The organism is Delftia sp. DS1230 (assembly GCF_040112715.1).
GTDB classification, from domain to species: domain Bacteria; phylum Pseudomonadota; class Gammaproteobacteria; order Burkholderiales; family Burkholderiaceae_C; genus Comamonas; species Comamonas tsuruhatensis.
This window is the reverse complement of the sequence record NZ_CP157763.1, coordinates 37,009-61,570: the sequence shown is the minus strand read 5'-3', so window position 1 is coordinate 61,570 and position 24,562 is coordinate 37,009. Positions and strand designations below refer to the sequence as shown.

The following is a 24,562-nucleotide window of genomic DNA, read 5'->3' as shown; positions in this document are numbered from 1 at the left end:
TGTCATCACTCGGGTGCATCGCCGCGCAAACGTTCGATCAGCCCGTTGAGCGCATCGAGCGAGCCGAACTGGATCGCCACTTCGCCCATTTCCTGCAGCTTGCCGCCCCGGCGCACGGACTTCTTGATGCGCACTTCGACATCGGCCATGAGCAGGTCGGACAGCTCTTCCTCCACGCGCTTGATGTCGCGCGTCTTGCCTTCCTTCTTGGACTTCTGGCGCACCAGGCTGAAGTCGGCGCCGATCTTCTTGACCAGGGCCTCGGCCTCGCGCACCGACAGCTTCTTGGCCGCGATCTGGTTGCCGGCCGTGATCTGGGCCGCGCGGTCCAGCGACAGCAGGGCGCGCGCATGGCCCATGTCGATGTCGCCGGCCATGAGCATGGTCTGCACCGGGTCGGCCAGGTTCAGCAGGCGCAGGATGTTGGTGGCCGCGCTGCGCGAGCGTCCCACGGCCTGGGCCGCCTGCTCGTGCGTGAGGCCGAATTCCTTGACCAGGCGCGACAGGCCCTGGGCCTCTTCCAGCGGGTTGAGGTCCTCGCGCTGGATGTTCTCGATCAGCGCCATGGCGGCGGCGGCCTCGTCGGGCACCTCGCGCACCAGCACCGGCACCTCGGCCAGGCCGGCGATGCGGGCTGCGCGAAAGCGCCGCTCGCCCGCGATGATTTCGTACTTGCCGGCGTGCTCGCCCTTGGCCAGGCGGCGCACCAGGATGGGCTGCATGATGCCCTGGGCCTTGATGCTTTCGGCCAGCTCGTAGAGCGCGCCCTCGTCCATGTGGGTGCGCGGCTGGTATTGGCCGGGCACCATCACGTCCAGCTGCAGGATGCTGGGCAGCCCGGTCTCGGCCACGGGGCCGCCGGCCTCTTCCTTGTCGTGGACCTTGGGGCCGAGCAGGGCTTCGAGTCCGCGTCCCAGTCCCTTGGGTTTCTTGGTCACCATGGTGTTGTCCTTGTCAAAGCGACGCCAGCAGCGCGTGTCCGCTGTCCCAGTCGCCCAGCCCGCTGGCCGTGTTGAGATGGCCCGAAGGCCCTGCATCGACAAAGCGCGCGCCCCAGGCATCGGCCAGGGTCTGCACGCGCTGCGCGCTGCAATAGATATCGTTGTTGCTGCCGACCACGATGGAGGCAAACGGCAGGCGCTGCATCATCACGGGCGACCAGCCAGGCAATTGCTCGCGCAGCTGGGGCTGCTCGGTATCGCCGGGGGCGACCAGCAGCGCGCCACGCACCTTGCGGGCGGCCAGCGGCGAATGCGCCGCCCACCACGCCACAAGGATGCAGCCCAGACTGTGGGCCACCAGCACCACCGGGCGCGGCGCGTCGAGCACCGTCTCCTGCAGCCTGGCGCTCCAGTCGCCGCGCAGCGGACGGTCCCAGTCGTTTTGCTCCAGGCGGCGGTAGCCGTGGCGCTGCTCCCAGCGGCTTTGCCAGTGGCCGGCGTCCGAGTTCTGCCAGCCGGGCAGCAGCCAGACGTCCTCGGCAGCCCACCCGGTCGGCACGCCCTGCCCTGCCGTTTCATGTGAACCTTGCATGACTACATCTTCTTGATGCGGCGCACCATCTCGTGCGCGAAATCGATGAAGGCCTTGCTGCCCTTGGCGCCCGGGTCGAAGACCACGCCGGGCACGCCATAGCTGGGCGCCTCGGCCAGGCGCACGTTGCGCGGGATGACGGTGTCGAACACCTTGTCGCCGAAGTGCTCCTTGAGCTGGTCGCTGACCTGCTGCTGCAGCGTGGTGCGCGGGTCGAACATCACGCGCAGCAGGCCGATGATCTGCAGGTCAGGGTTCATGTTGGCGTGCACCTGCTTGATGGTGTTGACCAGGTCGGTCAGGCCTTCGAGCGCGAAGTACTCGCACTGCATGGGCACGACCACGCCATGGGCCGCGCACAGGCCGTTAAGGGTGAGCATGGACAGGCTGGGCGGGCAGTCCACGAGCACGAAGTCGTAGTCGGCATCGGCCGCCCTGAGGGCGCCCTTCAGGCGCTCGTTGCGGCGCTCCAGCGTGACCAGCTCGATCTCGGCGCCGCTGAGTTCGCGGTTGGCGCCCAGCACGTCATAGCCCACGGCCTCGGAGCGCACGGCGGCTTCCTTGACGCTGGCGTTCTCCAGCAGCACGTCGTAGACCGACAGCTCCAGCGCGCGCTTGTCCACGCCCGAGCCCATGGTGGCATTGCCCTGGGGGTCCAGGTCGATCATCAGCACGCGCTGGCCGATCTTGGCCAGGCCCGCAGCAAGGTTGACAGCGGTGGTGGTCTTGCCGACCCCACCCTTTTGATTGGCGACACAGAAGATTTTGGCCATGGTATTTACACGCTTATTTGGCGATGGCCAGCTTGAGGCCAAAACCGATCAGAAACACGCCCGCAGTCTTTTCGAGAACCCGGGAAACCGCAGGATTGGCGCGCATGCGCTCGGCCAGATGCGCGGTCAGCAGCACCACGATCAGGCAATAGAGAAAGGTCAGAGCAGCCACCGTGGCCGCCATCACCGCGAACGTGAGCAGGCCCTGGTGGCTTGCGGGATCCACGAACAGCGGGAAGAAGGCCATGTAGAACACGATGGACTTGGGGTTCATCAGGGTGATCAGGCCAGCCTGGCGAAAGTAGTGGCGCGGCTCGATGTGCAGCACGGGCTTGTCGCCGGGCCTGGCCGTGAGCATCCTGAAACCCAGCCAGCCCAGGTAGGCGGCGCCCAGCCACTGCACGGCATGGAAGGCCGCGGGATAGGAGGCCAGCAGCGCGGCAACGCCCGCCACCGCCATCCAGATCAGCACCTGGTCGGCCGCCAGCACGCCGGCGCAGGCCGCCATTCCGGCCCGTATGCCGCCCTTGCCGGTGGAGGTGATCAGCGCCAGATTGCCCGGCCCCGGAATCAGCAAAAACAGAAGAATGGCAACAACGAATGCGCTGAAATCGGAGATGCCGAACATGCTGACCCCTGAGCGATGAAAGCTGGGAGTTTATGCGAGGGCCATGGCCAGCGCATGGGGAACATGGCCCCGCCGCAACGCGGCAGTGTGCTATTCGGTAAAAAAATCAGGCTGCAGCAGTGCGCAGCCAGAGGATGCAGCGCTCGGCATCCAGGCCCGGCACCTTCAATGGTTCCACGTGAAACACCTGCACGTCGGCAGGCAGCGCGGCGATTTCCTCGTCGGGGTGCTTGCCCTTCATGGCCAGCCATGTGCCGCCCTCCTCCAGCGCCTGGCGCGACCAGCTGGTGAAGTCCGCCAGCGAGGCAAAGGCACGGCAGCTGATCAGCGGATAGCGCGTGGTCAACTGCTCCACGCGGCTGTGGATGCCGCGCAGGTTGGGCAGGCGCAGAGTGGCCGCCGCCTGCTGGATGAAGGCCGCCTTCTTGCCCACCGTGTCCACGCAGTGCACGTCGACCTGCGGGCAGCAGACGGCAAAGACCACGCCGGGCAGGCCGCCGCCCGATCCCACGTCCAGCATGGCGGTGCGCCCTGCGCGCGCAGGCATCTGGGCCAGGTGGCGCTGCAGGGGCGGCACGGCGGCCAGGCTGTCGAGCAGGTGGTGGGTCAGCATCTCCTGCGGATCACGCACTGCCGTGAGGTTGTAGACCTTGTTCCACTTGCCCAGCAGGGCCTGGAATTCCATCAGCGTATCGACCTGGGCAGGGGAAAGCTCCAGGCCCAGCGCCCGCAGGCCGGCCTCGAGAGGAGCGCGCAGTTCCTGACTCATGCGGATGCCTCCTCGCCCTTCGCGTCTGTCACATCAGGGGCAAAGCCGCGGAAGCCCCCCTTCTTCAGGTGCACCATGAGCAGGGAGATCGCCGCTGGCGTCACGCCCGACATGCGCGATGCCTGGCCCAGCGTCTCGGGCCTGTGCTTTTGCAGCGACTGGCGCACCTCGAAGGACAGGGCCGGCACCTGCATATAGTCCAGCTCGGCCGGCAGGCGCAGGTTCTCGAAGTGGGCGGCGCGCTGCACCTCGTCCTTCTGGCGGTCGATGTAGCCTGCGTACTTGGCCGCGATCTCCACCTGCTCGACGACGGAGGCGCTGAGATCGCCCAGCACCTCGGGCTGCACATCGGCCGAGGCATAGCGGCCCTCGTTCAGGCTCATCAGCTTGCCGTAGCCCACATCGGGGCGGCGCAGCAGGTCGAACAGGTTGTATTCACGCTCGATGGACTTGCCCAGCACCCGCTCCGATTCCTCGGGCGCGACGATGCGCGGATTGACCCAGGTGGACTTCAGGCGCTCTGTTTCACGTGAAACAGCATCGCGCTTGCGGCTGAAGGCATCCCAGCGCGCATCGTCCACCAGGCCCATGGCGCGGCCGGCCTCGGTCAGGCGCATGTCGGCGTTGTCCTCGCGCAGCTGCAGACGGAACTCGGCGCGGCTGGTGAACATGCGGTAGGGCTCGGTCACGCCCTTGGTGATCAGGTCATCGACCAGCACGCCCAGGTAGGCCTCGTCGCGGCGCGGCAGCCAGGCTTCCTGACCGCGGCACTGCAGCGCGGCGTTGAGGCCTGCGAACAGGCCCTGGGCCGCCGCTTCCTCGTAGCCGGTCGTGCCATTGATCTGGCCCGCGAAGAACAGGCCCTGGATCTGGCGCGTCTCGAAGCTGCTCTTGAGCGAGCGCGGATCGAAGTAGTCGTACTCGATGGCGTAGCCGGGACGCAGGATGTGCGCGTTCTCCAGCCCCTTCATGCTGCGCACCAGTTCGTACTGGATGTCGAAGGGCAGGCTGGTGGAGATGCCGTTGGGATAGAACTCGTTGGTGGTCAGGCCTTCGGGCTCCAGGAAGATCTGGTGGCTTTCCTTGTCGGCAAAGCGATTGATCTTGTCCTCGACGCTGGGGCAGTAGCGCGGGCCTACGCCCTCGATCTTGCCCGTGAACATGGGGCTGCGGTCAAAGCCGCTGCGGATGATGTCGTGCGTGCGCTCGTTGGTGTGGGTGATCCAGCAGGGCATCTGGCGCGGGTGCATGGCCGCATTGCCGATGAAGCTGAACACGGGCAGCACGCCTTCGTTGACACCGCCGGGCATGCCGTCGCCGGGCTGCTCCTCGCACTGCGAGAAGTCGATGCTGCGGCCATCCAGGCGCGGCGGCGTGCCGGTCTTCAGGCGCCCCTGGGGCAGCTGCAGCTCCTTGAGCCGCGACGACAGGCTGACGGCCGGCGGGTCGCCCGCGCGGCCTGCCGCGTAGTTGTTCAGGCCCACGTGGATCTTGCCGTCCAGGAAGGTGCCCGCCGTGAGCACCACGGTGCGGCTGCGAAAGCGCACGCCGACCTGCGTGACGGCGCCCACCACGCGGTCGCCTTCGACCATGAGGTCGTCCACCGCCTGCTGGAACAGCCACAGGTTGGGCTGGTTCTCCAGCATGTCGCGGATGGCGGCCTTGTAGAGAATGCGGTCGGCCTGGGCGCGCGTGGCACGCACGGCCGGGCCCTTGGAGCTGTTGAGGATGCGGAACTGTATGCCGCCGATATCGGTGGCCAGCGCCATGGCGCCGCCCAGCGCATCCACTTCCTTGACCAGATGGCCCTTGCCGATCCCGCCGATGCTGGGATTGCAGCTCATCTGGCCCAGGGTCTCGATGTTGTGGCTCAGCAGCAGCGTCCTGCAGCCCATGCGCGCAGCGGCCAGCGCGGCCTCGGTGCCGGCGTGGCCGCCACCGACCACGATCACATCAAATTCCTGTGGGTACAACATGCTTATCACTCCGGGGGCCTGCCCGGCCCAAGCCCCCGACACGGAGCACTCACGCTCCGGCGCTCATGGCAGGCGGCCCTCGTTCATGTAGCGAGGGGAACCCAGCGGGGAACCCGCGATTTTCCCACCTTTGCCGCACCAGTGCCTTGCAAGGGGTCGGCCGGCCCTGCCACCGGGCCGGCACTGTGCCGGTGTTCCACGTGAAACAGGGCGGCGGGCGACGGCATTCTCCGCAGGATGCTGCGCGCCGCCGCCCGCAACGCGGCCCGCTTGCAAGAAACATGTGCAGGGCCTGTGATGCAATGGCGGCCATGCAGATCCTCATCTTCGCGGGCAGTACCCGCCAACAATCGCACAACCGGCGCCTGGCCGCCGCCGCCGCCGACATGGCCCGTGAACTGGGCGCCCAGCCCACGCTGCTGGAGCTGTCGGATTTCGACATCCCCATGTACAACGCCGACCTGGAGGCCAGCGGCACGCCGCCCGACGTGCTGCGCTTCAAGGCCGCGCTGCACAGCCACCCGGCCTGGCTGATCTGCTCGCCCGAGTACAACGGCAGCTACCCCGCCCTGCTCAAGAACGCCGTCGACTGGGCTTCCAGCCCCGTGGCCGGTGATCCGGTCTGGTCCGATGGCACCCTGCCCTTTCGCGGCAAGGTCGTGGGCATGGCCAGCGCCTCGCCCGGCGGCCTGGGCGGCCTGCGGGCCCAGTCGCACCTGGCGCCGCTGCTGCTGAACCTGCAGTGCTGGCTGGCACCCGTGAGCCACGCCGTAGGACAGGCAGGCCAGGCCTTTGACGAGGCCGGCCGCCTGCAGCGGCCCCAGGACCAGCTGGGCATGAAGGCCGTGCTGGAACAGGTGCTCTGGGCTGCACAGCGCCTGTCGGCCTGAACCCTGGCGCCAGCGCGGTCCCATCATGCGCAGCCCCGCCACATGGGGTTAGCATGGGCGCTTGTCTTTCTTACCCTGATCGGAAGCCATCCACCATGAAGCTCTACTACAGCCCTGGCGCCTGCTCTCTGTCTCCCCACATCGTCCTGCACGAGGCAGGCCTGGCCTACGAGCCGGTCCTGGCCAGCACCAAGACGCACAAGCTGCAGGACGGCACGGACTACTACGGCATCAACCCGCTGGGCTATGTTCCCTTCCTCGTGCTCGACGACGGCGACACGCTGCATGAAGGCCCGGCCATCGTCCAGTACCTGGCCGATCTGGTCCCCGAGAAGAAGCTGGCGCCTGCCAACGGCACCATGGCCCGCTACCACCTTCAGGAGTGGCTGAACTTCATCGGCACCGAGCTGCACAAGGGCTTCGGTCCCCTGTTCAACCCCGCCACGCCCGACGACTACAAGCCCGTGGTGCGCCAGCGCGTGCTGGACCGCCTCAAGTGGGTGGACGGCGAGCTCAATGGCCGCGACTACCTGATGGGCGAGCAGTTCACCGTGGCCGACGCCTACCTGTTCACCGTTACGGGCTGGGCCCAGTTCGTGGGCGTGGACATCTCCGAGCTGACCAACCTCCTGGCCTACCGCGAGCGCGTGCTGGCCCGCCCTGCCGTGCAGGCCGCGATGAAGGCCGAAGGCCTGCTCAAGTAAGCAGCGCCGCGCTGCGGCGCTCAAGGCCTGACGGGGCCGGCTGGTGTGGAACCGGCCGGCCCTTTGTCTTTGGTGCCTGCGGCGCAGGCCTGGCGCCTGCGGATGCGCGGCTGCACCTCGGCGGGTGCCGCGCGCATCTGCCGGGCCATGCGGCATGCGGGCGTCGCCTGCACGACAGCGCGCAAATCCCTGGCCTGCACGATTGATTCCATGGGCGTAATCTGTGCCGTACGCCGCGCCGCCCGCACAGGTGGCGCTTTTGCTTCACGCACAGAAAGCCCCGTTGCATGACCTCTCTGTTCGATCCCATACAGGCTGGCGAACTGCGCCTGCCCAACCGCATCGCCATGGCGCCGCTGACGCGCAACCGCGCACCCCAGGCCCTGCCCAACGACATCATGGTCACCTACTACGCCCAGCGCGCCAGCGCCGGCCTGCTGATCAGCGAAGGCACGGCCATCAGCCACCAGGGCCAGGGCTATGCCCATGTGCCGGGCCTGTACGGCAGCGAGCAGCTCGACGGCTGGAAGCGCGTGACCGACGCCGTGCACAAGGCCGGCGGGCGCATCGTCACCCAGCTGTGGCATGTGGGCCGGGTCTCGCACACCTCGCTGCAGCCCGAAGGCCAGGCGCCCGTGGGGCCGTCCCCGGTGGCGGCCAGATCCAAGACCTATGTGATCGACGAGGACTCGGGCAAGGGCCAGTTCGTGCCCACCTCCGCGCCGCGCGCGCTCGCCCAGCACGAGCTTCCCGCCATCGTCCACAGCTTCGCCGTGGCCGCGCGCAATGCCGTGGAGACGGCCGGCTTCGACGGCGTGGAGCTGCACGGCGCCAACGGCTATCTGCTGGACCAGTTCCTCAAGACCGGCGCCAACCAGCGCGATGACGACTACGGTGGCAGCATCGAGAACCGCGCCCGCCTGCTGCTCGAATGCACGCGCGCCGCCGCCGATGCCGTGGGCGGCGGCCGCGTGGGCATCCGCCTGTCGCCCGTGACGCCGGCCAACGACATCGCCGATGCCGACCCTCAGCCGCTGTTCGAATACGTGGTGCGCCAGCTGGCGCCGCTGGGCCTGGCCTACATCCACATCATCGAAGGCTCCACCGGCGGCCCGCGTGAGTTGCCCGACCGGCCCTTCGACTACGCGGCCCTCAAATCCGCCTACCGCGAGGCCGGCGGCCAGGGCGCCTGGATGGTCAACAACGGCTATGACCGCGACATGGCGCTGCGCGCCGTGGAAAGCGGCCACGCCGATATCGTGGCCTTCGGCAAGGCCTTCATCTCCAACCCCGACCTGGTCCACCGCCTGCGCGACGACCTGCCGCTGAACCCCTGGAACTCCAGCCTGTTCTACGGCGGCGGCCCCGAGGGCTATACCGACTACCCGTTCGCGCGCCAGGCCTGATTTGCGGCCGCACAAACAAAAAGCGGAGTGCATCGCACTCCGCTTTTTTTGTCCAGACGATCCACGTGGAACAGGGGTCAGGCCCCTGTCCCTGCGTCCGCTATCTCAGGCGTGTTCCAGCAGCTGGGTCTCGCGCGTGTCCCGGCCAGAGGCCAGCGAGGCGCGGCCTGCAGCCGGCGCCAGGCTGGGCTGGCCCTGGGAGGGACGGCCATAGGAAGCATGCGAGCCCATGGACGCCACGGCCGCACCGGCAATGCGGAACTGGCCCACCACCTGCGCCAGGCGCGCGGCCTGCTCGCGCAGCGACTCGGCGGCGGCAGCCGATTCCTCGACCAGGGCTGCGTTCTGCTGCGTCATGCGGTCGATGTCGCCCACGGCCTGGTTGACCTGGCCGATGCCCCCCGACTGCTCGCTGGAAGCCGCCGTGATCTCGCCAATGATGTCGCCCACGCGCTGCACGCTGTCCACGATTTCCTTCATGGTCTTGCCCGCGTCCTCGACCTGGCGCACGCCCACGTCCACGGCCTGCACGCTGGTCTGGATCAGCGCCTTGATCTCGCTGGCCGCCTGGGCCGAGCGCTGGGCCAGGGATCGCACCTCGGCCGCCACCACGGCAAAGCCGCGGCCCTGCTCGCCGGCGCGTGCCGCTTCCACGGCGGCGTTCAGCGCCAGGATGTTGGTCTGGAAGGCGATGGAGTCGATCAGGCCGATGATGTCGCCGATCTTGCGGCTGGAGGTCGTGATCTCCTGCATGCTGACCACCGCCTGGGCCACCACGTCGCCACCGCGCGTGGCCGTGGTCGAGGCAGAGGCCGCCAGCTGGTTGGCCAGCTGCGAGGACGATGCCGTCTGCTGCACCGTGGCCGTGAGCTGGGACAGCGAGGCCACGGTCTCCTGCACATTGCTGGCCGTCTGCTCGGTGCGCGAGGACAGGTCCTGGTTGCCCGTGGCGATCTCCTGGCTGGCCGTGGCGATGTTGCCGCTGGCGTCGCGCACCTGGGTCACCATGGAGCCCAGGCTCTGCTGCATCTGGTCCAGCGCGCGCTGCAGATCGGCCACCTCGTCCTTGCCCTCCACCTTCACGCTCTGCGACAGATCGCCCTGGGCAATGGTCAGCGCCGTCTGGCGCGCCTGCACCAGGGGGCGGCAGATGGACAGCATGTTCATCAGCGTCAGCGGCACCACCACCAGCACCGTGAGCACCACGGCAGCCACGAAGATCCACTGCGTCTGCTCGGCCACGCCCTGCTCCTCGGCGGCCATGGCATCGACCTGCTGGCGCAGCAGCTGGTCGAGCTGGGCGATGAGCTTTTCGACCTCGGCCACCTCGGCCATGGCCTTGCCGCTCATGCGGTTGGCCGTGGTCGCCGTGTCATAGCCACCGGCCTCCAGCTGTCGCGCAATGTGCTCGAACTGCTGGCGGTAGCGGTCCACGCGCTCGGAGATGCCGCTGACGATGGCATCGTCGGCCGGATCCTCATCCTTCAGAAAGCGCTCGGCCACGGATTTCACGCGGTCGATGGCGGCCAGCCACTGGGTGTGGGCCTTGCGCACCTCTTCGGCACGCTCGTACTGGATGATCATGTCCTTTTCATGGGCGCGCACGGCACCCAGCTCGGCGCGCAACTCCACCATGTAGCCCATCTTGGCGTACGAGGTATGCATGAACTGCTGACTCATGCCATGGATGCGGAACATGCCCAGCATCCCGGCTCCGCCCAGCAGACCCAGCAGTACCAGCACCATGGCGATGGCACCCAGCATCCGCGTGCGGATCGTGAAAGCCCGCATCATTCCCAACAAGTTCATGACCGTTTTCCTCTCTGTCAGTCAGGGCGCACGCACGGTCTCCAAGTGCATAGCGCCAACGTAAATACAAATTGTTGCAGTTTGTCAGATGATCGCCAATGGTCTATGACGGTTTTTGCATATTCACGGCTCTTTTCGATCTATCGGCCATTGCAGCGGATCATTGAGCCGGCCGACTCACATCGAATTGGGCCAAATCAACCCTTGTCCAGCCAGGCGCTTGACCTTGCCATGGTGTCAGGGTTCAACATGCCGTCCATGGCTTGCGCCACTTCGGCGCGCCCCAACCAGGAGCGAGAGATGCAACATGTTTTCACCGTGCAGGGCATGACCTGCGGCCACTGCGAACGCGCCGTCACCCAGGCCGTGCAGGGCGTGGATGACCAGGCCCAGGTAAAAATCGATCGCGCCGCCCAGCGCGTGGAAGTCGACAGCAGCGCCAGCCGCGAGGCACTGGGCGCCGCCATTGCCGAAGAAGGCTACAAGGTCGCCTGAGAGACACCTCAAAGACACCGAAGGCATCCGAAAGGCACGCACCATGTCCGCCCACCCCGCACAGCACTGGCCCGTCTCCATCGGCGAGGCCGCGCGCCGCGCCGGTGTCTCGGCGCGCATGGTGCGCCACTACGAAGCCCAGGGCCTGCTGCCGCCCATGCACCGCACGGACGGTGGCTACCGCCAGTACGCCGAGGCCGACGTGCACGCCCTGCGCTTCATCCGCCGGGGGCGCGACCTCGGCTTTTCCATGGACGAGATCGCCACCCTGCTCGGCCTGTGGCAGGACAAGAGCCGCGCCAGCAGCCAGGTCAAGGCCATCGCCCAGCGGCACATCGACGAACTGACCGAGCGCATCGCCGCCATGCAGGCCATGCAGCGCACGCTCAAGACCCTGGTGCACTGCTGCCACGGCGACGACCGGCCGGACTGCCCGATATTGGATGATCTGGCGGCGCAGGAGAGTGCGGCGCCGTAGCGTGTCTCAAGGCAGGGAACGGCGCTTCAGCCGCCCGCCTTCGCACGCTTTGCAGGCTTGCCCACCTTGGGTGGCTTGGATAACTTGGGCGTATCGAGAACATCCGCCCGCCGCAACACGCCCCCCATCAAGGTATCAATGCACTGCTGCGCCACTTCCTCGGCCGAGTACTGGCCGCCAGGCTGGTACCAGCGGCCTATCCAGCTGAGCGCGCCAGCAATCACGAAGGCGGTCATCTTGGGGTCGCAGGGGGCCAGCGAGCCCTCCTGCACGCCGGCGGCCACCAGGCGGCGGAAGGCCTGGTCTATGGCGGCCTTCTGGCGGCGCAGTTCGCGGCGGCTGTCTGGGGGGACCTGTTCGTCGCCCACGCGGATCAGGCACATGCCGAAGTCCATGGTGACGATGCGCGCATAGACCTGCATGCAGGCGCGCAGCTGGTCCACGGCCTGGCCGCCTGCGCGGCGCGAGGCCTCGATGCCTTCCAGCGTCATGGCCAGGCCCTGGTTCACGCACTGCAGCAGGATCTCGTCCTTGTTCTTGACGTAGTAGTACAGCGTGGGCTTGCTCACGCCCAGCCGTGCGGCGATGTCGTCCAGCGAGGTGGCGGAGAAGCCGCGCTCGTTGAACAGTTGCGCGGCGGCCTGCAGCACGGCCTGGCGCTTGGCCTCGCGCTGCTGCTCGCGGTCGGGCGTGCCGCTCCAGGGCGAGTCCACGACGGCCGCTGCACGGCCTTTGCCGGCGCGGGTTCCGGGGCTGGGGCTGGGTCGGGTCTTGGTTTCAGGGCTCGATGGCTTCATGGCGGCGGGTGCACCGGGGAAATCACCGATGCTGCATGCGGTGGGCGACAACCAGAATCTACTCCAAAGTAAACAGCCTACGCATCAGTAGGCTCCTGCCCGGCTCGACGAACCAACGCACGAGACAGCCATGGAGACACACCCCGACGGCGGCCCGCCCGCCCCCTTGCTGCAGGTCGATGGCGTCACGCTCGCCTTTGGCGGCGTGAAGGCGCTGTCGGGCGTGGGCTTCGATGTGCAGCCCGGCTCGATCACGGCGGTGATCGGTCCCAACGGCGCGGGCAAGACGTCGCTGTTCAACACCATCTCGGGCTTTTACCGGCCCACGGGCGGCTCCATCCGCTTCCAGGGCGAGGACATCACGCGCATGCCGGCGCCGCGCCGCGCGCGGCTGGGCCTGGGGCGCAGCTTCCAGAACATTGCGCTGTTCCGGGGCATGACGGTGCTGGACAACATCAAGCTGGGCCGCCACGCCCACCTGCGCACCAACGTGCTCGACGCCCTGCTCTACCTGGGCCGCGCTCGCCGCGAAGAGGCCGAGCTGCGCCGCGACATCGAGGAGCGCATCATCGATTTCCTGGAGATAGACCACATCCGTCATGCGCCCGTGGCCGCCCTGTCCTACGGCCTGCAAAAGCGCGTGGAGATGGCGCGCGCCCTGGCCATGCAGCCGCGCATCCTGATGCTGGACGAGCCCGTGGCCGGCATGAACCGCGAGGAGACCGAGGACATGGCGCGCTTCATCCTCGACGTGCGCGCCGAATGGGGCGTGACCGTGCTCATGGTGGAGCACGACATGGGCATGGTCATGGACCTGTCCGACCATGTGGTGGTGCTCAACTTCGGCCAGGTCATCGCCCAGGGCACGCCCGCCCTTGTGCAGGCCGATCCCGAGGTGAACCGGGCCTACCTGGGCGCGGGCGACGTGGGCGAGCTGCGCCAGCGGCTGCGCGGCGCAGCCGAACGGCCAGCGTCCACCGAGCACCTGCCCGCCATGGCACAGAGGGCCGCATGATGGACTGGGCCTACCTGTTCGAGATCGCCCTCACGGGCCTGGCCGGCGGCGGCCTGTATGCGCTGGCCGCGCTGGCCTTCGTGGTGGTCTACAAGGCCACGCGCGTGGTCAACATCGCCATCGGCGAGCTGCTGATGGTGGGCGCCTACCTGTTCTTCACCTTCGCGGCCATGTTCGCGCTGCCGCTGTGGCTGGCCATTCCCGCCGCCGTGCTGGGCACGGGGCTGCTGGGCGCGCTGATCGAGCGCACGATGATCCGGCCGCTGCTGGGCGAGCCGCCGATCTCGGTGTTCATGGTCACCGTGGGCCTGGCCTCGGTGCTGGTGGGCCTGGTGGAGCTGATCTGGACGGCCGACCAGCGCCGCCTGCCCGAGTTCATGCCCACGCAGCCCGTGATGATCGGCGAGGCCTTTCTCGCGCCCAAGGTGGCCTGGGGCGCAGCCGTGGCCGTGGTCTTCATCGCGGCCGTGCTGCTGGTGTTCCGCTACTGGCGTGGCGGCGTGGCCCTGCGCGCCACGGCCAGCGACCAGGCAGCGGCCTATTCGGTGGGCATCAACGTGCCGCGCGTGTTCTCGCTGGCCTGGGTGGTGTCGGCCATGATCGCGGCGGTCTCGGGAATCATCGTCGGCTCCATCGGCGGCATCTCGTCGAGCATGGGCGTGTTCGGCCTGTCGGTGCTGGTGGTCGTCATCGTGGGCGGGCTGGACAGCGTGCTGGGCGCCCTGGTCGGCGGCCTGTTCATCGGCCTGGTGGAGGCGCTGGCCGGCGCCTACCTGGGCGGCGAGTACAAGCTGCTGGCCACCTTCATCGTGCTGGTCGTGGTGCTCATGCTCAGGCCCTACGGCCTGTTCGGCACGCACGAGATCGAGCGGCTCTAGACAGCTTCAGAAAGACGGCAGCATGCGCATAGGCACCCTCAAGGAAAGCTACATCGCCGATGCGGCGCTGTTCGACTCCCGCACGCAACGCATCTGGCTGGCCATGGCCGGCGCGCTGCTGCTGCTGTTTCCCTTCATGGCCAGCGACTACTGGCTGTACCTGGCCTGCCTGGTCAGCATCAACGTGGCCGGCGCCACCGGGCTGAACATCCTCACCGGCTACACGGGTCTGGTGAGCCTGGGCCAAGCCGCCTTCATGGGACTGGGCGCCTACACGGTGGCCATCGTGCAGGCGCGCTGGGGCACGCCCGTGCTGTTCAACCTGCTGGCGGGCGGCTTGGTGGCCATGCTGGGCGGCATCGTGGTGGGCCTGCCCTCGCTGCGCGTCAAGGGCCTGTACCTGGCGATTGCCACCATCGCGGCCTCGTTCATCGCCCATTTCCTGTTCGCCAACCTCAGGCTCACGGGCGGCACGGCGGGCCTGACGCTGCAGCCGGCCACGGTGTTCGGCGTGGCGCTGGACACCTCGTTCCGGCTGTACTGGGTGATCGTGCCCGTCACGCTGCTGATGCTGCTGGGCGCGGCCAACCTGTTTCGCACGCGCATAGGCCGCGCCTTCATCGCCATCCGCGACCGCGACATCTCGGCCGAGGTGCTGGGCATACCGCTGCTGCGCTACAAGCTGCTGTCGTTCGGGCTGTCCTCGTTCTACGCGGGCGTGGCGGGCGGGCTGTGGGCGTACTTCTTTCGCGTGGTCACGCCCGAGAGCTTTCCCCTCTTGATGTCCATCTTCTTTCTGGCGGCCATCATCGTCGGCGGCATGGGCTCCATCCTGGGCGGCATCCTGGGCGCGGTCTTCATGACCATGGTCCCGGAGCTGCTCAAGCTCATCGTGGACCTGCTGCCCGGCGGCTCGGAGCTGGCCGTCTTCCTGTCGCCCGTGCGCACCATGGTGTTCGGGCTGCTGATCATCGTCTTTCTGGTCTTCGAGCCGCAGGGGCTCGCACAAATGTGGCGGCGCCTGCGCCGCTTCTTCCACCTGTGGCCCTTCCGCAATTGAGGCGGCGCCGCGCACGACAAGCAAAAGGAGACAAGCAATGCAGCAACACCCGACCTCCTCGCGCCGCCGCAGCCTGCTGCTGGCGGCCGGCGCCAGCCTGGCCGCACCGCTGGCCGCCCGCGCCCAGGCCGGTGGCGAAGACATCGTGATCGGCGGCTCCATCCCCATGACGGGCGTGTTCGCCTTCGCGGGCGTGGGCATCAATGCCGGCATGGGCGACTACGTGAAGATGGTCAACGAGGCCGGCGGCATCAAGGGCCGCAAGGTCCGCTACGTGCCCGAGGACACGGGCTACAAGGTCGATGTCTCGGTGGCCGCGTTCAAGAAGATCACCAGCCAGAACAAGGTCAACCTCTACTACGGCGACTCCACGGGCTTTTCCAAGACCATCAATCCGGAGCTGGACCGCAACGGCGCCATCCTCATGGCGGGCGCCTCCTTCGCCACCGAGCTCAACAACCCGGCCAAGTACCCGAACCAGTTCCTCGTGGGGCCCGACTACACGGAGATGTTCGGCATCCTGCTCAAGCACATCGCCAAGGAAAAACCAGGCGCCAAGGTGGCCTTCGTCTACTCCGACTCCGAATTCGGCCGCGACCCCATCGAGGCCAGCGAAGCGGCCGCCAAGAAGCTGGGCCTGAACATGGTGGCCAAGCTGATGACGCCGCCCGGCAGCGTGGACGTGTCCACCGAAGTCATCAAGCTGCGCCGCGCCGCGCCCGACTACACCATCTTCCACGGCTACATCCTCGCGCCCATTCCCGAGTTCATCCAGCAGGGCAAGCAGATGGGCATGACCAGCCGATGGATGGGCACCTTCTGGACCATGGACAGCTCCACCGTCATGAAGATGGGCGAGGCCGGCGACGGCTTCATGGGCGTCATGCCCTACCGCTACTACTACGACACCTCGGCCAAGGCGCCCATGCTGGACAAGATCCGCGCGCTGCGCCCCGAGTACCAGAGCACGGCCTATATCCAGGGCTTTCTGGCGGCCATGCTGTTCGTGGAATCGGCCAGGCGCTGCCTGGACGCGGGCAAGCCGCTCACCGGCCCCAACCTCAAGGCAGCGCTCAACTCCATCAAGGACTTCGACACGGGCGGACTGATCGGCGTGCCCATCACCATCAAGGGCAATTCGATTCCCGTGGGCCGCGTCTACAAGGCGGACATGAAGGCGCAGAAGATGCTGCCTGCGTCCGACTGGATCGCACTTTGACCGTCGTCCGAACAGACGCCCGCACATGACCGAGCAGCCCACGGACAAGGTCCTCGAAATCAACAACATCGAGGTCATCTACAACAAGGTCGTGCAGGCCCTGCGCGGCCTGTCGCTGGCCGTGCCGCGCGGCCAGATCGTGGCGCTGCTGGGCAGCAACGGCGCGGGCAAGAGCACCACGCTCAAGGCCGTCTCCGGACTGCTGGCGCTGGAGGACGGCCTGCTGGCCAGCGGCAGCGTGCGCTACAACGGCCAGTCCACCGCGCAGTACGCGCCCCAGCAGCTGGTGCGCCTGGGGCTGTCGCATGTGATGGAGGGCCGGCGCGTGTTCGAGGACCTCACGGTGGAGGAAAACCTCGTGGCCGCAACCTACGCGCTCACGGGCCGCCATCAAGTCAAGCCCGACTTCGACCTGGTCTACAGCTACTTCCCGCGCCTGCATGAGCGACGCAAAGGCCTGGCCGGCTACCTGTCGGGCGGCGAGCAGCAGATGCTGGCCATTGGCCGCGCGCTGATCGCCGAGCCCCAGCTCATGCTGCTGGACGAGCCCTCGCTGGGCCTGGCGCCCAAGCTGGTGGAGGACATCTTCACCATCATCGCGCGCATCAATGCCGAGCGCGGCACCTCCATGCTGCTGGTCGAGCAGAACGCCACCGTGGCCCTGGCCGTGGCGCACAGCGGCTACATCATGGAGAACGGCAAGATCGTCATCGACGGCCCGGCCGAACGCCTGGCCCAGGATGCCGACGTGCGCGAGTTCTACCTGGGCATGGGTGGTGGCGGCGAGGCAAAAAGTTTTCGCGACCTGAAGCACTACAAGCGCCGCAAGCGCTGGTTGTCATGAAGCACCCCCTGAGTCGCTTCGCGCCTTCCCCCTCTCTCCCGCTTCGCGAGGGAGGGGGACAGCACCCTCGGTGCGGGGCGGCCCTTCCTCGGTGCTCCCGTGTGGGGGCACGCCAGTGTCACAGGCAGCGCGATGGGTCATTGATATGAAGAACCTTCCCGAACTCACCCTGCCCCAGATGCTGGCCGAACGCGCACGCAGCGATGCCCAGCGCGTGGCCATACGGCAAAAAGACTTCGGCATCTGGAAGCCCACCAGCTGGGCGCGCTACCACGAGCGTGCCAGCCACTTCGGGCTGGGCCTGGCGCAGCTGGGCCTGCCGCCAGGCGGCCACATGGGCGTGATCTCCGAGAACCGCATCGAGTGGGTGCTGGCCCAGATGGGCGCGGGCCTGATCGGCGCCATCACCGTGGGCGTCTACCCCACCAGTCCCACGCCCGAGGTCGCCTACGTGGCCGGACACGCGGACATCGCCATCATGGTGTGCGAGGACCAGGAGCAGACCGACAAGCTGCTGGCCGCCCTGCCCGAGCTGCCGCAGCTGCAGAAAATCATCGTCATGGAGACCAAGGGCCTGCGCAGCCTTGCGCCCGAGCTGCGCGCCCTGATCACCACCTTCGACGAGGTCGAGCGCCTGGGCGCCCAGGCCGCCAGCCGCGCCCCCATCGAACAGGCGCTGGCACGCCAGACGCTGGATGACGTGGGGCTGATGATCTACACCTCGGGCTCCACCGGCAAGCCCAAGGGCGCCATGATCACCTACCGCAACATCCGCGGCGTGGTGCCCGGCATTGCCGAGCGGCTGGGGCTGGATGGCGGCACGCGCCACCTGTCCTACCTGCCGCTGTGCCACGTGGCCGAGCAGATGCTGACCAGCTTCGTGCCCGTCTACCTGGGCTCGCAGGTGCACTTCGGCGAGTCCATCCGCACGGTGCAGGAAGACCTGCGCGAAGTGGCGCCGAACATGTTCCTGGGCGTGCCGCGCATCTGGGAAAAGCTGCATGCGGCCATCAGCATCAAGATGCAGGAGACCGGGCCGCTGCGCCGCGCGCTCTACCGGCGCGCCATGGCGGCCTGCGCGCCGCTGGCCGAAAAGCCCCGCAGGCAGTGGAGCCTGGCCGAGCGCCTGGCCTGGGCGGCCAGCTACTGGAGCGTGCTGCGCGCGCTGCAGAACTTCATCGGCCTGCGCGAGGCGCGCGTGGCGCTCACCGGCGCCGCGCCCATACCGCCCGATGTGGTGCGCTTTTTCCGCACGCTGGGCGTGCCGCTGATCGAGGTCTACGGCCTGACCGAATCCACGGGCATGGTCACGGGCCACCGGCTGGACGACGTGTCTGTGGGCACCGTGGGCGTGGCCACCGAAGGCGTGCAGTGGCGCATTGCCAGCCTCGGCAGCAGCGCGGGCCACGAGGGTGACGACAGCGGCGAACTGCAGATCAAGGGCGACATGGTCTTCGCGGGCTACTACAAGAACCCCGAGGCCACGGCGCAAAGCATCCAGGACGGCTGGCTGCACACGGGCGACGTGGTGCGCGTGCAGGGCGGCCAGCTGCGCATCGTGGACCGCCTCAAGGACATCATGATCACCGCCGGCGGCAAGAACCTCACGCCCTCGGAGATCGAGAACACCATGAAGGCCAGCCCCTTCATCAAGGAGTGCATCGTCGTGGCCGAGGGCCGCAAGTTCGTGGGCGCGCTGGTTCAGATCGACTACGAGACCGTGGGCCAATGGGCCCAGGCGCGGCGCATTGCCTTCACGCATTTCCGCTCCCTGGCCGAGATGCCCGAGGTGCGCGCGCTCATCGAGGCCGAGATCGCGCAGGGCAATGCGCGCCTGGCCCAGGTCTCGCATGTGCGGCGCTTCCATCTGCTGACCAAGGAGCTGGACCACGACGACGGCGAAGTCACGGCCACGATGAAGGTGCGCCGTTCTTCCATCTACAAGACCTACGCCGCCGAAATCGACGCCCTGTACCACTGAGCCTCCCATGACCGATACGCAAGACACCCCGCTGCGGCTGCAGCGCGAAGGCGCCATCGCCACGCTGACCTTCCACCGCCCCGCCGCCCTCAATGCCATCGACGTGCCCATGGCACTGGCGCTGCGCGACGCCGTGCGCGCCCTGGCCCAGGACCGCGCGCTGCGCTGCGTGGTGCTGGAAGGCGCGGGCCGCGCCTTCATGGCGGGCGGTGACCTGGACACGCTGGCCGCCGACCCCGTGCGCGGCGCCGCCGAACTGCTGGGCCCGCTCAACGAGGCCGTGGCGCTGCTGGGCCAGCTCGATGCGCCCGTCATCGCCAAGGTGCATGGCGCGGCGGCAGGCGCAGGCCTGTCGCTGATGCTGCAGGCCGACTTCGTCTACGCGGCCGAGGGCACGCGCTTCAACCTGGCCTACATCAACCTGGGCGCCAGCTGCGACGTGGGCGCCTCCTGGGCGCTGCCGCGCATCGTGGGCCTGCGCAACGCGCTGGAGATCGCCATGCTGGGCGAGACCCTGGACTGCGCCCAAGCGCAGCGCCTGAGCCTCATCAACCGCGTCCTGCCGCCCGCCGAACTCGACGCCGCCGTGCAGCAGCTGGCCCAGCGCCTGGCCGCCGGCCCCACGGTGGCGCTGGGCCATATGCGCCGCCTCATGCGCGCCGGTCTGGACCGCAGCCTGCGCGACCAGCTGGCCGCCGAGGCCTGCGCCTTCGACGCCTGTGCCCGCACGGCCGACCTGCCGCGCGGCATTGCGGCGTTCCACGCCAGGCAGGCGCCGCAATTCGAGGGACGTTGACCTGCGCCCGGAACTGACGCCGAGGCGGCTGCGCTGCCTGCCGCCTGCCCGGCACAATGCACTCCATCCCCCGTGTTCATCGCTTCGAGGAGCTTCACCATGACCCCACGCGACGTCTTCGTCGTCGGCACTGCGCGCACCGCCATCGGCACCTTCGGCGGCAGCCTCAAGGACGTACCCAACACCCAGCTGGCCACCACGGCCGTCAAGGCCGCCATCGAGCGCGCGGGCCTGGCGCCCGACGCCGTCGGCCACGTGGTCATGGGCAATGTGATCCCCACCGATACCAAGGACGCCTACCTCTCGCGCGTGGCCGCCATCGATGCGGGCTGCCCCATCGAGACGCCGGCCTTCAACGTCAACCGGCTGTGCGGCTCCGGCCTGCAGGCCATCGTCTCTGCCGCCCAGGCCATTGCGCTGGGCGATTGCGACGTGGCCATCGGCGGCGGCAGCGAGTCCATGAGCCGCGGCCCCTACTTCGACCAGGCCGCGCGCTGGGGCGCGCGCATGGGCGACGCCAAGAGCATCGACTACATGCTGGGCATCCTGCACGATCCCTGGCAGAAGATGCACATGGGCATCACGGCCGAGAACGTGGCCGAGCGCTACCACATCAGCCGCGAAATGCAGGATGAACTGGCAGCGGCCAGCCACCAGCGCGCGGCCGCTGCCATCGCGGCCGGCCACTTCAAGGAGCAGATCGTTCCCGTGGAAATCGCCACGCGCAAGGGCGTCGTGGTCTTCGACACCGACGAGCATGTGCGCGCGGCCACCACCATCGAAGTGCTCAGCGCCATGAAGCCGGCCTTCCGCAAGGAAGGCGGCACCGTGACGGCCGGCAATGCCTCGGGCATCAACGACGGTGCCGCCGCCGTGGCACTGGCCGCAGGCGATCGCGTGGCTGCCCTGGGACTGAAGCCGCTGGCGCGCCTGGTGGGCTACGCCCATGCCGGCGTGGACCCCGCCTACATGGGCATAGGCCCCGTGCCGGCTACGCAGAAGGTGCTGCAGCGCACGGGCCTGAAGATTGCAGACATGGACGTCATCGAGGCCAACGAGGCCTTTGCGGCCCAGGCCTGCGCCGTGATCCAGCAACTGGCGCTGGACCCGGCCAAGGTCAATCCCAACGGCTCGGGCATCTCGCTGGGCCACCCGGTCGGCGCCACGGGCGCCATCATCACCACCAAGGCCATCGCCGAACTGCAGCGCACGGGCGGCCGCTATGCGCTGGTGACCATGTGCATAGGCGGCGGCCAGGGCATCGCAGCCATCTTCGAAAGGGTCTGAGCGCCCTGGGGGCGTGGCGATGTTTCACATGAAACATTGCCGGCCCGGGTGCCTTGCTGCTGGCTCAGAACGGCGCTTCTTCAGGCGCCGTGTCCACGGGTGCCGTGGCCGGCCCCGTCAGCGCTCCACGGCCCGATGCCGCTGCGCGCGGTGCCGTCGCGGGAGCGTGGGCAGCAGGCGTCTGCAGCGATGCCGGCAGATCCTGGCCCAGGCCCGTGCGCCCTTCCCCGCCCAGCGCCTCGATCAGATCGGGGATGAGCCGGGACAGCTCGCCCGTGGCAATCGCCACATCGGCATCGAAGCCGCCGTCGTCCTGCGACTGGCCTTCCATCACGGCATCGAGCAGCGCGATCTTGCGGATCTGCAGACCCTCGGTCAGCACGAAGCTCACGCGGTCATCCCAGGTCAGCGCCAGGCGCGTGGGCAGCTTGCCGTGCTCGATGTGCTGGCGCACCTCGTCGATGTCCAGCGGATGGCGCGCATAGCGCACCACGGCTTTGGATTCGTCGGCGGCCTTGAGCTCGCATTCACGGTCAATCGAGAAGCCGGCCGGGCTTTCCTGCGTGGTCAGCCAGTGCGCCATGGCGGCCTGTGCGCTGGTCTGCGTATCGACCAGGGCCAGCGCAAAGCCAGTGAGGCCCTCCACCAGCGAGCTGACCACCTCGTCGGCGCGCGCCTGGCTGCCGGTGTCCAGCACCAGGGTGCGGGCCTGCGGGTCCAGCCAGACCCACATGGAGCCCTGCTTGGTGAAGGCCATGGGCAGCAGGTCCAGCTTGGCCTCGTCCTTGAGATCCTTCTTTTCCTTCTTGCCGGGCTTGCGGCCTTCGGTGGCCTCGATGTGGGCAGCCTTTTCGTTGACGCGGCGGTTGAGCACGCTGGCCGGCAGCATCTTGGCCTCGGTCATGAAGCGCATCACCCACTGATTGGCCACGGACTCGGCCAGCGGGCCATGGGGCTCGCCGCGCGGCGGCACCCAGCCGGCGCTGCGCTCCTGCGTGGCGCCGCACTCGGCAAACGGGCTCTTGCCCAGGGCTTCTTCAAGCTGCTGCAAATCGCCCTGCCAGCTCTCGGCAATGCGATAGACGATCATGTTTTTGAACATAGCGAACCTTTGCTCGGACGGACTGCGGCCGTGCCGCAAGAGGGTGTGCAACACCGGGCTGCGCCGCCTCCATCCAGAGGGAGAAAACAGAAAAAACAGCAGGGGCGCCATGCCTTGGCGCCCCGCCCGGCCATTGTGCATGCCTGGCACCGGACAGCGCTGCACAAGCTTGTCAATTCTTTACAAGCCCTGCGCAAAACCTCACGGCCCCGATACATCGGACGACCACACTTCAACCATCCGCTGCACAGGGCCCGCCAAGTGCCTTGACGGCGGCCTTCAGTCACCCTCTCCAGAAAGGATTTTGGAATGACCACCACCTTCCGCCGCACCCTCGCCAGCGCCGCAGCTGCCACCGCCTTGCTGGCATCGTTCGCCCTGCCCTCGTACGCCCAGACCGCCGCGCCGGCAGCACCGGCTGCAGCCACCACGCCCAAGCCCGAACGTCCAATGCACAAGCCCGGCGAGCGCCGCGAGCACATGCAGCAGCGCATCGCAAAGCTCAAGGCCGACCTCAAGCTCACGCCGGCCCAGGAGACCGCATGGAACACCTATGCGGCCACCTTCAAGCCCGGCGAGCGTCCCCAGCGCATGGAGCGCGAGGACTTCGCCAAGCTGACCACGCCCCAGCGCATCGACAAGATGCGTGAAATGCGCGCCCAGCGCGCGGCCGATGCCGATCGCCGCGGCGAAGCCACCAAGGCCTTCTACGCCCAGCTGGACGCCAACCAGCAAAAGACCTTCGATGCCGCCACGCTGCACAAGGGACACCCTGGCCACCACGGCATGGGCCACGGCCCGCGCTATGACCACAAGAGCGGCCAGGCCCGCCCTGCCCCGGCACCTGCCCAGTAAGCGCCAGCCTGGCCTGCCTGCCACCGGCGGGCAGCCGGATTGCTTGAGCCAGCCCTTGCACGGACGCCTTGTCGGGCGACCGACAGTGCAAGGGCTTTTTTGCTGACGCCCTGGTCTTCACCAGCCTCCCTAGAGTGTTACAGGCACAGCAACGTGTGCCGCCCCCGGAGAAGATCATGGCCCTCAAAATCATTCAAACGACGCCATCCAGCTACCAGCGCCTCGCCAAGGCACGCATCCATCCGCCAGCACGCCTGGTAGCGACCGTGATGCTGGCCTGCGCAGGCGCTGTCCTGCCGATGGCGACCCAGGCGCAATCCTTGGCGCCGGAATCCACCCCTTCCCTGTACCTGCAATATGGCGCGGCCGAGCGCAGCGCCGACAGCTGGACCCTGGGCGTTACCGTGCCCTGGCGCAACTGGCGCCATGCGCTGTGGGGCGGCCAGCTCAGCGGCTACTGGGATATCTGGGGCGCGCGATGGTCCGCCCCCCTGGAAGGCAGCCACCGCAGCACCTGGGTGGTGGGCATCAATCCCACGCTGCGCTGGCGTGGCAGCAACGGACAGTCACCCTGGTTTGCAGAAACCGGCGTGGGTCTGAGCTGGGCACTGAACCGGCGCTACGTCACGGACGAGAAGGAATTCCCGACCCGCTACAACTTCGCCACCCATATCGGCGTGGGCTACCTGTTTGGCAACCAAGGCCAGCATGAACTGGTGCTGAGGCTGGAGCACCATTCCAACGCTGGCATCAAGAAGCCCAACCCCGGCGAAAACTTCCTGCAGCTGCGCTACGCCCACCATTTCTGACCATCGCTGCAGCCCAGCCCCGACCACCCGCGAGGTGGTCTTTTTTTTGCCCGCTGCAGGCCTGTGGAAAAACCTGGGTATAAAAACCTTGTAAATCCATGCTTATTCACAGGATGGATGCATCTCGGAAAGTTGTTCCCAAAACGGGTGCAGCTGCAAGGCAGCATCCACCACAGGGTTTGCATACTCATAACTTATTGATTTTCAATGTGAAAAATCAGTTATCAACAATTAAGCGCTTCACTTACTACTACTACTAATTAAAAAATAGAAGAAATAGGAATAACAGCCGAGCTCGGTTTTTCACAGCACGAACGCCGATCTGGATAAAAAAAGCAGCCCCCTTACCCAGGAAAAGCTGCTTGTCAACAGATCACAGCATGGTCAGACCCTGTGTTCATCCATGCATCACAGGTCTGCCTTCTGAGTGGTAAACGCTTAAATTTCTTTTAAATCAA

General features: G+C 67.4%; 24 protein-coding genes. 15 read left to right on the top strand and 9 right to left on the bottom strand.

What is annotated here, in order from left to right; translation table 11 throughout:
- Positions 1 to 5: 5 nt before the first annotated feature.
- The 6 genes from AAN986_RS00250 to mnmG all read right to left on the bottom strand — a co-directional run bounded on the left by AAN986_RS00250 (position 6) and on the right by mnmG (position 5,679).
- Complete coding sequence (locus AAN986_RS00250) at positions 6 to 941, bottom strand: ParB/RepB/Spo0J family partition protein (protein ID WP_016447293.1); 936 nt, start codon at positions 939 to 941, stop codon at positions 6 to 8.
- A 13-nt stretch (positions 942 to 954) separates the two neighbouring features.
- Positions 955 to 1,533: an alpha/beta fold hydrolase gene (locus tag AAN986_RS00245; protein ID WP_017405073.1), complete on the bottom strand. Its 579-nt coding sequence runs from the start codon at positions 1,531 to 1,533 to the stop codon at positions 955 to 957.
- Between the two features lie 2 nt (positions 1,534 to 1,535).
- Positions 1,536 to 2,306: an AAA family ATPase gene (locus AAN986_RS00240; protein ID WP_016447291.1), complete on the bottom strand. Its 771-nt coding sequence runs from the start codon at positions 2,304 to 2,306 to the stop codon at positions 1,536 to 1,538.
- Positions 2,307 to 2,319: 13 nt separating this feature from the next.
- Entirely contained in the window at positions 2,320 to 2,934 is a 615-nt protein-coding gene (locus AAN986_RS00235) for a LysE family transporter (protein WP_016447290.1), read from the bottom strand.
- Between the two features lie 106 nt (positions 2,935 to 3,040).
- On the bottom strand, positions 3,041 to 3,703 hold the full coding sequence (gene rsmG / locus AAN986_RS00230; RefSeq protein WP_349335543.1) for a 16S rRNA (guanine(527)-N(7))-methyltransferase RsmG: 663 nt from the start codon (positions 3,701 to 3,703) through the stop codon (positions 3,041 to 3,043).
- The gene (gene mnmG / locus AAN986_RS00225) at positions 3,700 to 5,679 is read right to left on the bottom strand and encodes a tRNA uridine-5-carboxymethylaminomethyl(34) synthesis enzyme MnmG (RefSeq protein ID WP_016447288.1); all 1,980 of its coding nucleotides are present in this window, start codon (positions 5,677 to 5,679) and stop codon (positions 3,700 to 3,702) included. Before mnmG ends, rsmG begins: the two co-directional genes overlap by 4 nt.
- Positions 5,680 to 5,981: 302 nt before the next feature.
- Here mnmG and AAN986_RS00220 point away from each other — a divergent pair, with 302 nt between their 5' ends.
- From AAN986_RS00220 to AAN986_RS00210, 3 genes are all read left to right on the top strand, one after another.
- Positions 5,982 to 6,569, top strand: coding sequence for an NAD(P)H-dependent oxidoreductase (locus tag AAN986_RS00220; RefSeq protein ID WP_047217536.1), 588 nt, complete (start codon positions 5,982 to 5,984; stop codon positions 6,567 to 6,569).
- Between the two features lie 95 nt (positions 6,570 to 6,664).
- Positions 6,665 to 7,273 (top strand): glutathione transferase GstA, encoded by a 609-nt coding sequence (gstA, locus tag AAN986_RS00215; RefSeq protein ID WP_013799958.1) that lies wholly within the window; start codon positions 6,665 to 6,667, stop codon positions 7,271 to 7,273.
- A gap of 287 nt (positions 7,274 to 7,560) precedes the next feature.
- Positions 7,561 to 8,679: an alkene reductase gene (locus AAN986_RS00210; protein WP_047217535.1), complete on the top strand. Its 1,119-nt coding sequence runs from the start codon at positions 7,561 to 7,563 to the stop codon at positions 8,677 to 8,679.
- Positions 8,680 to 8,784: 105 nt separating this feature from the next.
- Here the strand turns inward: AAN986_RS00210 and AAN986_RS00205 are convergent, their stop codons facing one another.
- Positions 8,785 to 10,488, bottom strand: a complete 1,704-nt coding sequence (locus AAN986_RS00205) for a methyl-accepting chemotaxis protein (protein ID WP_012201976.1) — start codon at positions 10,486 to 10,488, stop codon at positions 8,785 to 8,787.
- Between the two features lie 300 nt (positions 10,489 to 10,788).
- Here AAN986_RS00205 and AAN986_RS00200 point away from each other — a divergent pair, with 300 nt between their 5' ends.
- Together AAN986_RS00200 and cueR are read left to right on the top strand one after the other, a co-directional pair.
- Positions 10,789 to 10,983: a heavy-metal-associated domain-containing protein gene (locus tag AAN986_RS00200; protein WP_012201975.1), complete on the top strand. Its 195-nt coding sequence runs from the start codon at positions 10,789 to 10,791 to the stop codon at positions 10,981 to 10,983.
- Positions 10,984 to 11,026: 43 nt separating this feature from the next.
- Complete coding sequence (cueR, locus tag AAN986_RS00195) at positions 11,027 to 11,461, top strand: Cu(I)-responsive transcriptional regulator (RefSeq protein ID WP_012201974.1); 435 nt, start codon at positions 11,027 to 11,029, stop codon at positions 11,459 to 11,461.
- Between the two features lie 26 nt (positions 11,462 to 11,487).
- Here the strand turns inward: cueR and AAN986_RS00190 are convergent, their stop codons facing one another.
- Positions 11,488 to 12,258: a TetR/AcrR family transcriptional regulator gene (locus AAN986_RS00190; RefSeq protein ID WP_047217534.1), complete on the bottom strand. Its 771-nt coding sequence runs from the start codon at positions 12,256 to 12,258 to the stop codon at positions 11,488 to 11,490.
- 130 nt (positions 12,259 to 12,388) lie between these two features.
- On the opposite strand from AAN986_RS00190, the gene AAN986_RS00185 reads away from it, so the two are divergent.
- The 8 genes from AAN986_RS00185 (at position 12,389) to AAN986_RS00150 (ending at position 21,338) form a co-directional block, all read left to right on the top strand.
- A complete protein-coding gene (locus tag AAN986_RS00185) occupies positions 12,389 to 13,273 on the top strand; it encodes an ABC transporter ATP-binding protein (protein WP_047217533.1) in 885 nt (294 codons plus the stop codon).
- Positions 13,270 to 14,151, top strand: a complete 882-nt coding sequence (locus AAN986_RS00180) for a branched-chain amino acid ABC transporter permease (RefSeq protein WP_016447280.1) — start codon at positions 13,270 to 13,272, stop codon at positions 14,149 to 14,151. Before AAN986_RS00185 ends, AAN986_RS00180 begins: the two co-directional genes overlap by 4 nt.
- A gap of 22 nt (positions 14,152 to 14,173) precedes the next feature.
- Positions 14,174 to 15,211, top strand: a complete 1,038-nt coding sequence (locus AAN986_RS00175; protein WP_047217532.1) for a branched-chain amino acid ABC transporter permease — start codon at positions 14,174 to 14,176, stop codon at positions 15,209 to 15,211.
- 37 nt (positions 15,212 to 15,248) lie between these two features.
- Complete coding sequence (locus tag AAN986_RS00170) at positions 15,249 to 16,430, top strand: ABC transporter substrate-binding protein (RefSeq protein WP_047217531.1); 1,182 nt, start codon at positions 15,249 to 15,251, stop codon at positions 16,428 to 16,430.
- 25 nt (positions 16,431 to 16,455) lie between these two features.
- A complete protein-coding gene (locus AAN986_RS00165) occupies positions 16,456 to 17,274 on the top strand; it encodes an ABC transporter ATP-binding protein (RefSeq protein WP_016447277.1) in 819 nt (272 codons plus the stop codon).
- A 145-nt stretch (positions 17,275 to 17,419) separates the two neighbouring features.
- A complete protein-coding gene (locus AAN986_RS00160) occupies positions 17,420 to 19,255 on the top strand; it encodes an AMP-binding protein (RefSeq protein WP_047217530.1) in 1,836 nt (611 codons plus the stop codon).
- A gap of 7 nt (positions 19,256 to 19,262) precedes the next feature.
- Entirely contained in the window at positions 19,263 to 20,051 is a 789-nt protein-coding gene (locus tag AAN986_RS00155) for an enoyl-CoA hydratase-related protein (RefSeq protein WP_047217529.1), read from the top strand.
- Positions 20,052 to 20,150: 99 nt separating this feature from the next.
- On the top strand, positions 20,151 to 21,338 hold the full coding sequence (locus AAN986_RS00150; RefSeq protein WP_047217528.1) for an acetyl-CoA C-acyltransferase family protein: 1,188 nt from the start codon (positions 20,151 to 20,153) through the stop codon (positions 21,336 to 21,338).
- A gap of 64 nt (positions 21,339 to 21,402) precedes the next feature.
- Here AAN986_RS00150 and AAN986_RS00145 read toward each other — a convergent pair whose 3' ends face one another.
- On the bottom strand, positions 21,403 to 22,440 hold the full coding sequence (locus tag AAN986_RS00145; RefSeq protein WP_047217527.1) for a recombination-associated protein RdgC: 1,038 nt from the start codon (positions 22,438 to 22,440) through the stop codon (positions 21,403 to 21,405).
- A 309-nt stretch (positions 22,441 to 22,749) separates the two neighbouring features.
- On the opposite strand from AAN986_RS00145, the gene AAN986_RS00140 reads away from it, so the two are divergent.
- Positions 22,750 to 23,295, top strand: a complete 546-nt coding sequence (locus tag AAN986_RS00140; RefSeq protein WP_047217526.1) for a Spy/CpxP family protein refolding chaperone — start codon at positions 22,750 to 22,752, stop codon at positions 23,293 to 23,295.
- A gap of 176 nt (positions 23,296 to 23,471) precedes the next feature.
- Entirely contained in the window at positions 23,472 to 24,104 is a 633-nt protein-coding gene (locus AAN986_RS00135) for an acyloxyacyl hydrolase (protein ID WP_016452298.1), read from the top strand.
- The last annotated feature ends 458 nt before the right edge of the window (positions 24,105 to 24,562 follow it).